This window comes from Roseiarcus sp. (assembly GCF_052145395.1).
Taxonomy (GTDB): Bacteria; Pseudomonadota; Alphaproteobacteria; order Rhizobiales; family Beijerinckiaceae; genus Roseiarcus.
This window is the reverse complement of sequence record NZ_JBKQOT010000122.1, coordinates 1-4,501: the sequence shown is the minus strand read 5'-3', so window position 1 is coordinate 4,501 and position 4,501 is coordinate 1. Positions and strand designations below refer to the sequence as shown.

At 69.3% G+C, this 4,501-nt stretch carries 6 protein-coding genes; all 6 read right to left on the bottom strand.

What is annotated here, in order from left to right:
* On the bottom strand, positions 1-886 hold an 886-nt coding region (locus ACLP25_RS04445; RefSeq protein ID WP_442468021.1), incomplete at its 3' end, for a molybdopterin-binding protein.
* Complete coding sequence (locus tag ACLP25_RS04440) at positions 883-1,587, bottom strand: XdhC family protein (protein ID WP_442468020.1); 705 nt, start codon at positions 1,585-1,587, stop codon at positions 883-885. The genes ACLP25_RS04440 and ACLP25_RS04445, both read right to left, overlap by 4 nt.
* Positions 1,587-1,910 (bottom strand): XdhC family protein, encoded by a 324-nt coding sequence (locus ACLP25_RS04435; RefSeq protein WP_442468019.1) that lies wholly within the window; start codon positions 1,908-1,910, stop codon positions 1,587-1,589. Before ACLP25_RS04435 ends, ACLP25_RS04440 begins: the two co-directional genes overlap by 1 nt.
* A gap of 28 nt (positions 1,911-1,938) precedes the next feature.
* Entirely contained in the window at positions 1,939-2,583 is a 645-nt protein-coding gene (locus ACLP25_RS04430; RefSeq protein WP_442468018.1) for a CDGSH iron-sulfur domain-containing protein, read from the bottom strand.
* 79 nt (positions 2,584-2,662) lie between these two features.
* Positions 2,663-3,883 carry a vWA domain-containing protein gene (locus ACLP25_RS04425; RefSeq protein ID WP_442468017.1) on the bottom strand — a complete coding sequence of 407 codons (1,221 nt, stop codon included), beginning with the start codon at positions 3,881-3,883 and terminating at the stop codon, positions 2,663-2,665.
* 58 nt (positions 3,884-3,941) lie between these two features.
* Positions 3,942-4,370, bottom strand: coding sequence for an SRPBCC domain-containing protein (locus ACLP25_RS04420; protein ID WP_442468016.1), 429 nt, complete (start codon positions 4,368-4,370; stop codon positions 3,942-3,944).
* Positions 4,371-4,501: the final 131 nt, after the last annotated feature.

The following is a 4,501-nucleotide window of genomic DNA, read 5'->3' as shown; positions in this document are numbered from 1 at the left end:
CCCAGTCGAAGCCGTTCTCCTTCGGCGACCGCGCGCAGCCCGGCGCGCCGATGATCGGCTTCTGGCCACGGGACGCGAGCAGCAACAGGTTGCCGGGGTCGACCGGCATGCCGAAACGCTCGACGCGACCGCCGAAGGCTTCGATGGCGGCCGGAATGACGTCGCGTCTGTCGGTGATCGCGGAAGCGCCGAACACGACCAATACGTCGGCCGACGGTTCGAGGCGCCGAAGGGCCTCGCTGAGCGGCGCGACCTCGTGCGGGCTCGTCACATGTTCGATGATGCGCGCGCCCGTCGGCGCGAGCCGGACTTTGAGCGCCCGCAGCGTCTTGTCGACGACGCTTTCCTTTAGCCCCGGCAGGAGCGTCGAGACGACGGCGATGCGCAGCGGGCGGAACGGCGCAACCGAAACCGCTTCAGACGGCCCGAGGGCTTCGAGCGCGGCTTCGAGCGTTCTCTCGCGCGTCGAGAACGGGATGATCTTGACGGTCGCGACCATGTCGCCATCCTCCACGGCGCGATGGGCGGGAACCGTGGCGACCGTGATCGCCTCGTCGATCGCGTTGACCCGGTCGATGGCGTCGCGATCGAAGATCGCAAGTCCCGCGGCCTCGGCGAAAAGATTGACGCGTCCGGTAAAGGGGGCCGCGCAGCGCACGTTCCGTCCCGCGAGGCGCCGCGCGAGGCGCGCGGCGGCTACGTCCTCGCCGACGTCTCCGTCCTCGAGGCGGGCGGCGACGACGGTCTCAACGCCCGCGTCGGCGAGCCGTTTCCGGCGCTCCGGCGTGACGACGTCTCCCTTCCTGAGCGCCAGTCCGTCGATTCGCACCGCATGCGCCAAAATGGCGCCATCCGCCTCGCTGATGGGCACGGCGCCGAATTTCATGGCGCGGCGGCCTCGGACCGCAGCGGCCTCCGGCGCTGCGCGGCGACGATTTCGCCGATGATCGACACCGCGATCTCGGCCGGACTGACGGCGCCGATGTCGAGGCCGATCGGCGCGTGAATGCGGGCGAGCGCCGCGTCGTCGAACCCGCTCGCCCGCATCCGTTCGAGCCGTTTCGCGTGCGTCTTCTTCGAGCCGAGCGCACCGATATAGAAGCAGTCCGCCCTGAGGGCGACGACAAGCGCCGGGTCGTCGATTTTCGGATCGTGGGTGAGCAAGCAGACGGCGGTAAACCGGTCGGGCGGCGCTGCGGCGAGCGCGTCTTCAGGCCATTCGGCGACGACCGGCGTATCGGGAAAGCGCTCCGGCGTGGCGAAGGCGGTGCGGGGATCGATGACGGTCACGTCGAGGCCGGCAATTCGCGCCATCGGCGCGAGCGCCTGGGAAATGTGGACCGCGCCGATCAGCGTGAGGCGGAGCGAAGGCGCCTGGACCGTCAGGAAATATTCGGCGCCGCCGAGCGAAACGACGCCGCTCTTGCCCATGCGCAGCGCCGTTTCGAGGCTGTCCGCCAGCGGATCGGCGCCGAAGCCGGCGGCCTCGACGAAGCGCTGATCCCCGTCGGCGAGGCGCGTGATCATGACGCCCGCCCGCCGCTCCCGCCGCGCGGCGTTCATCGCCTTGAGAACGTCAAGCCGCATCAGTTCAGCTTTTCGACATAAACCCGGATGCGGCCGCCGCAGGAGAGGCCGACGCGCCATGCAGTCTCGTCCGCTACGCCGAACTCCAGCATGCGGGGCGCGCCGGTGGCGATCACGTCGGCCGCTTCTTCGACCACGGCGCCTTCGACGCAGCCGCCGCTGACCGAGCCGAGAAAATTGCCGTCGGAGTCGATGACCAGATGCGACCCCACTGGACGCGGCGCCGAGCCCCAGGTCTCGACGACCGTCGCGATCGCCACATCGCGACCCGATTTGCGCCAGGCTTCCGCCGCTGACAAAACGTTGTCTTCTCGGTTCAGCATAGCGTAACGGCCTTTCCAGCTTGTTCCTTCACGGGGCGACGAATCCGACTCGCGCGTGGGCGCCGTCGCAGAATGGCTTTCGCTCGGAATGGCCGCAACGGCACAGCGCCGCCCGCTCCACCCGATCGATCGTCCGACCCGTCCCCGAAATGATTTCGAGCGGCCCGGCGACGCCGAGCGGCCCGTCCTTGTACGGCGTGATCGTCAGCGCGCCGTCGCGCTTGGCGAGCGCCGCGCTCGTCGACGACGGCGGCTCTCCGGTCGCGACAAAGCCTGCGCCGGTGTGGGAGCCGTCGCAGTAGGGCATGGCCTTCGACTGGCCGCAGCGGCACAGCGTCGCGCGCGTCCCGATGCTTTCGCCGGCCAGGACGATCTCGGCGTAAACGGCCAGTGGGCCGTTCTCGCGCAAGGCGATGGTGTTGACCTCCGGATTGGGTTCACTCGCGCCGCCGTCATGACGTTCGACGTGAATCGCTCCCGAGGGGCAGTTGATCGCGACGCGCATCAGCGCCTCCGCGCTCGCCGCGTCGGGATCAATCCATGGTCCTTGCACATTCGCCTTGAACACGCCGGGCTCCCCGAGGACGCAGCGCCGCGCATGGATGCACCGCCGACCGTCGAAGCGGATCGTCGCCGCCGCGCCCGTAACCGTCTCGACGTCTGAGTCGCTCATCCGCGCTCCTTCGCTCCCCCGGCCCTGCCAGCGGCTAAATTGGGCGTCGTTTGCGCCCGCCGCAAGGCCTTGAGCGCCGTCAGGCCGCCGCTTCGAGCCACGCCTTCGGATTTTTCCCGTCGTCCCGCCGCGTGGACAGCGTTTCGCACAGGTCCGCCATGCTGGCGAGGTTGTGGATCGGACGGAACGCGTCGACGTGCGGCAGGATCGCGCGGACGCCCTGCGCCCGGGCGGAAAAGCCATCGAACCGCAGCAGCGGATTGACCCAGATCAGGCGCCGGCTCGACTTGCGCAGCCGTTCGACGGCGACGCCGAGGTCGCCGACGCCGTCCCTTTCGAGGCCGTCGGTGAACAGGATCACGACCGCGCCCTGGCCGAGCACGCGGCGCGCCCAGTCGCGGTTGAAACGCGCGATCGCTTCGCCGATGCGCGTGCCGCCGGACCAGTCGACCGCCAGTTTCGCGGTCTGGGCGAGCGCCTCATCAGGGTCGCGGGCGCGCATCGCGCGGGTGACGTTGGTCAGCCGGGTCCCGAACAGGAACGTCGATACGCGGCGCGTTTCGCCGAGCGCGTGCAGAAAATGCAGGAACAGGCGCGTATATTCGCTCATCGAGCCGGAAATGTCGCAGAGCGCCACGACCGGCGGGGCGCGCTCGATCGGGGCGCGATAGGTGAGGTTGATTGCGCCTCCCGGCAGCAGCGACCTCCGGAAACTGCGGCGGGGATCGATGCGCAACCGCTCAGCGGTCGGCCCGAATCGGCGCGTGCGCCGGCGGTCGTCGGGCATGGTGAGCGCCCGGATGCGCTTGCGCGCCTCGTCGATTTCGGCCGCGGTCATTTGGGCGAAATCCTTGGCGCGCAGGATCTCCTGGTCGGACATCGTAAAGCGCGCGTCGAGGTCGATCGAGGGGACGGCCTTCGGCTCGTCCGGGTTCGACTTGAGCAGCGCGTCCGCGACGCGGGTCGCGCCCGCCTCGGCGCGCTGGGGCTGACGCTGGCTCGGAGCCTGCGGCGACATCATCGCGATCAGCTTCTCGAGCAGGCCCCTGCGTTTCCAGAAGATCTCGAACGCCTGATCGAACAGCAGGCTGTGCTCATGCTTCTTGACGAAGACCGCATGCAGCGTGGTGTGGAAGTCCCGCCGGTCGCCGAAGCCCGCCGCCTCGACGGCGGCGAGAGCATCCAGGACGGCGCCTGGACCGATCGGCACGCCGGCCTCGCGAAGCGCCCGGGCGAAATGGACAATGTTTTCCGCCAGCGCGCCTCCGCTAGCCGGCTGCGGTCCCATGAGATCTGTCATCGTGCGGCGGCCTCGCCGAGCCACGCGGCGGCGGAGGCGGTGGGCGAACGATGGGTCCTCACGAACGACTCCGCGGCCCGCGCGCCTTCCGCTTTTCGTCCGAGAAATAGGCCTTCATCGGCGCGAAGTAGAAGTCCCGCCAGCCGCCTTTCTCGTAGGCGGTCTGGTCGTCGGGGACGCCGCTGTGCGATAGCGTCAGTCGCGCGCCTGTCTTCGTCGGCTCGAGTTCGATCGCGATCGTCGAATCCGGGTCTTCGTCGGCGAAGTCCGTCGTCCGCCACGACTGGACGATCCGCCTGCCGGGAACGAGTTCCAGAATTTTGCCGGTGATATAGCCGTCCCAAGCGGAATGCGCGTCCCCGACGCGCTTGCCGACTTCCGCAGGCGCGCCGGTCATCGCCGCGTGGCGCGCGCTGTCGAGCCATGCGTCGTAGACCGCCTCCGGGGACGCGGGCAGTGTGCACGACAGCTTGTAGTCGTAGGTCATCGGGTCTTCGCCTCCGCGCTAGACCGAGACGAAATGAGGTCGCGCCGGCTGACCCTCACCCGGCGGCCTTTGGCCGTCCCCCTCTCCCCGGGGGAGAGGGGGACGCGCGGCCCGGATTCCCTTCCCCCCCC

Coding starts and splice junctions, on each gene's coding strand:
- ACLP25_RS04430 (WP_442468018.1), bottom strand. CDS start 2,583: ATGAGCGACTCAGACGTCGAGACGGTTACGGGCGCGGCGGCGACGATC.
- ACLP25_RS04435 (WP_442468019.1), bottom strand. CDS start 1,910: ATGCTGAACCGAGAAGACAACGTTTTGTCAGCGGCGGAAGCCTGGCGC.
- ACLP25_RS04420 (WP_442468016.1), bottom strand. CDS start 4,370: ATGACCTACGACTACAAGCTGTCGTGCACACTGCCCGCGTCCCCGGAG.
- ACLP25_RS04425 (WP_442468017.1), bottom strand. CDS start 3,883: ATGACAGATCTCATGGGACCGCAGCCGGCTAGCGGAGGCGCGCTGGCG.
- ACLP25_RS04440 (WP_442468020.1), bottom strand. CDS start 1,587: ATGCGGCTTGACGTTCTCAAGGCGATGAACGCCGCGCGGCGGGAGCGG.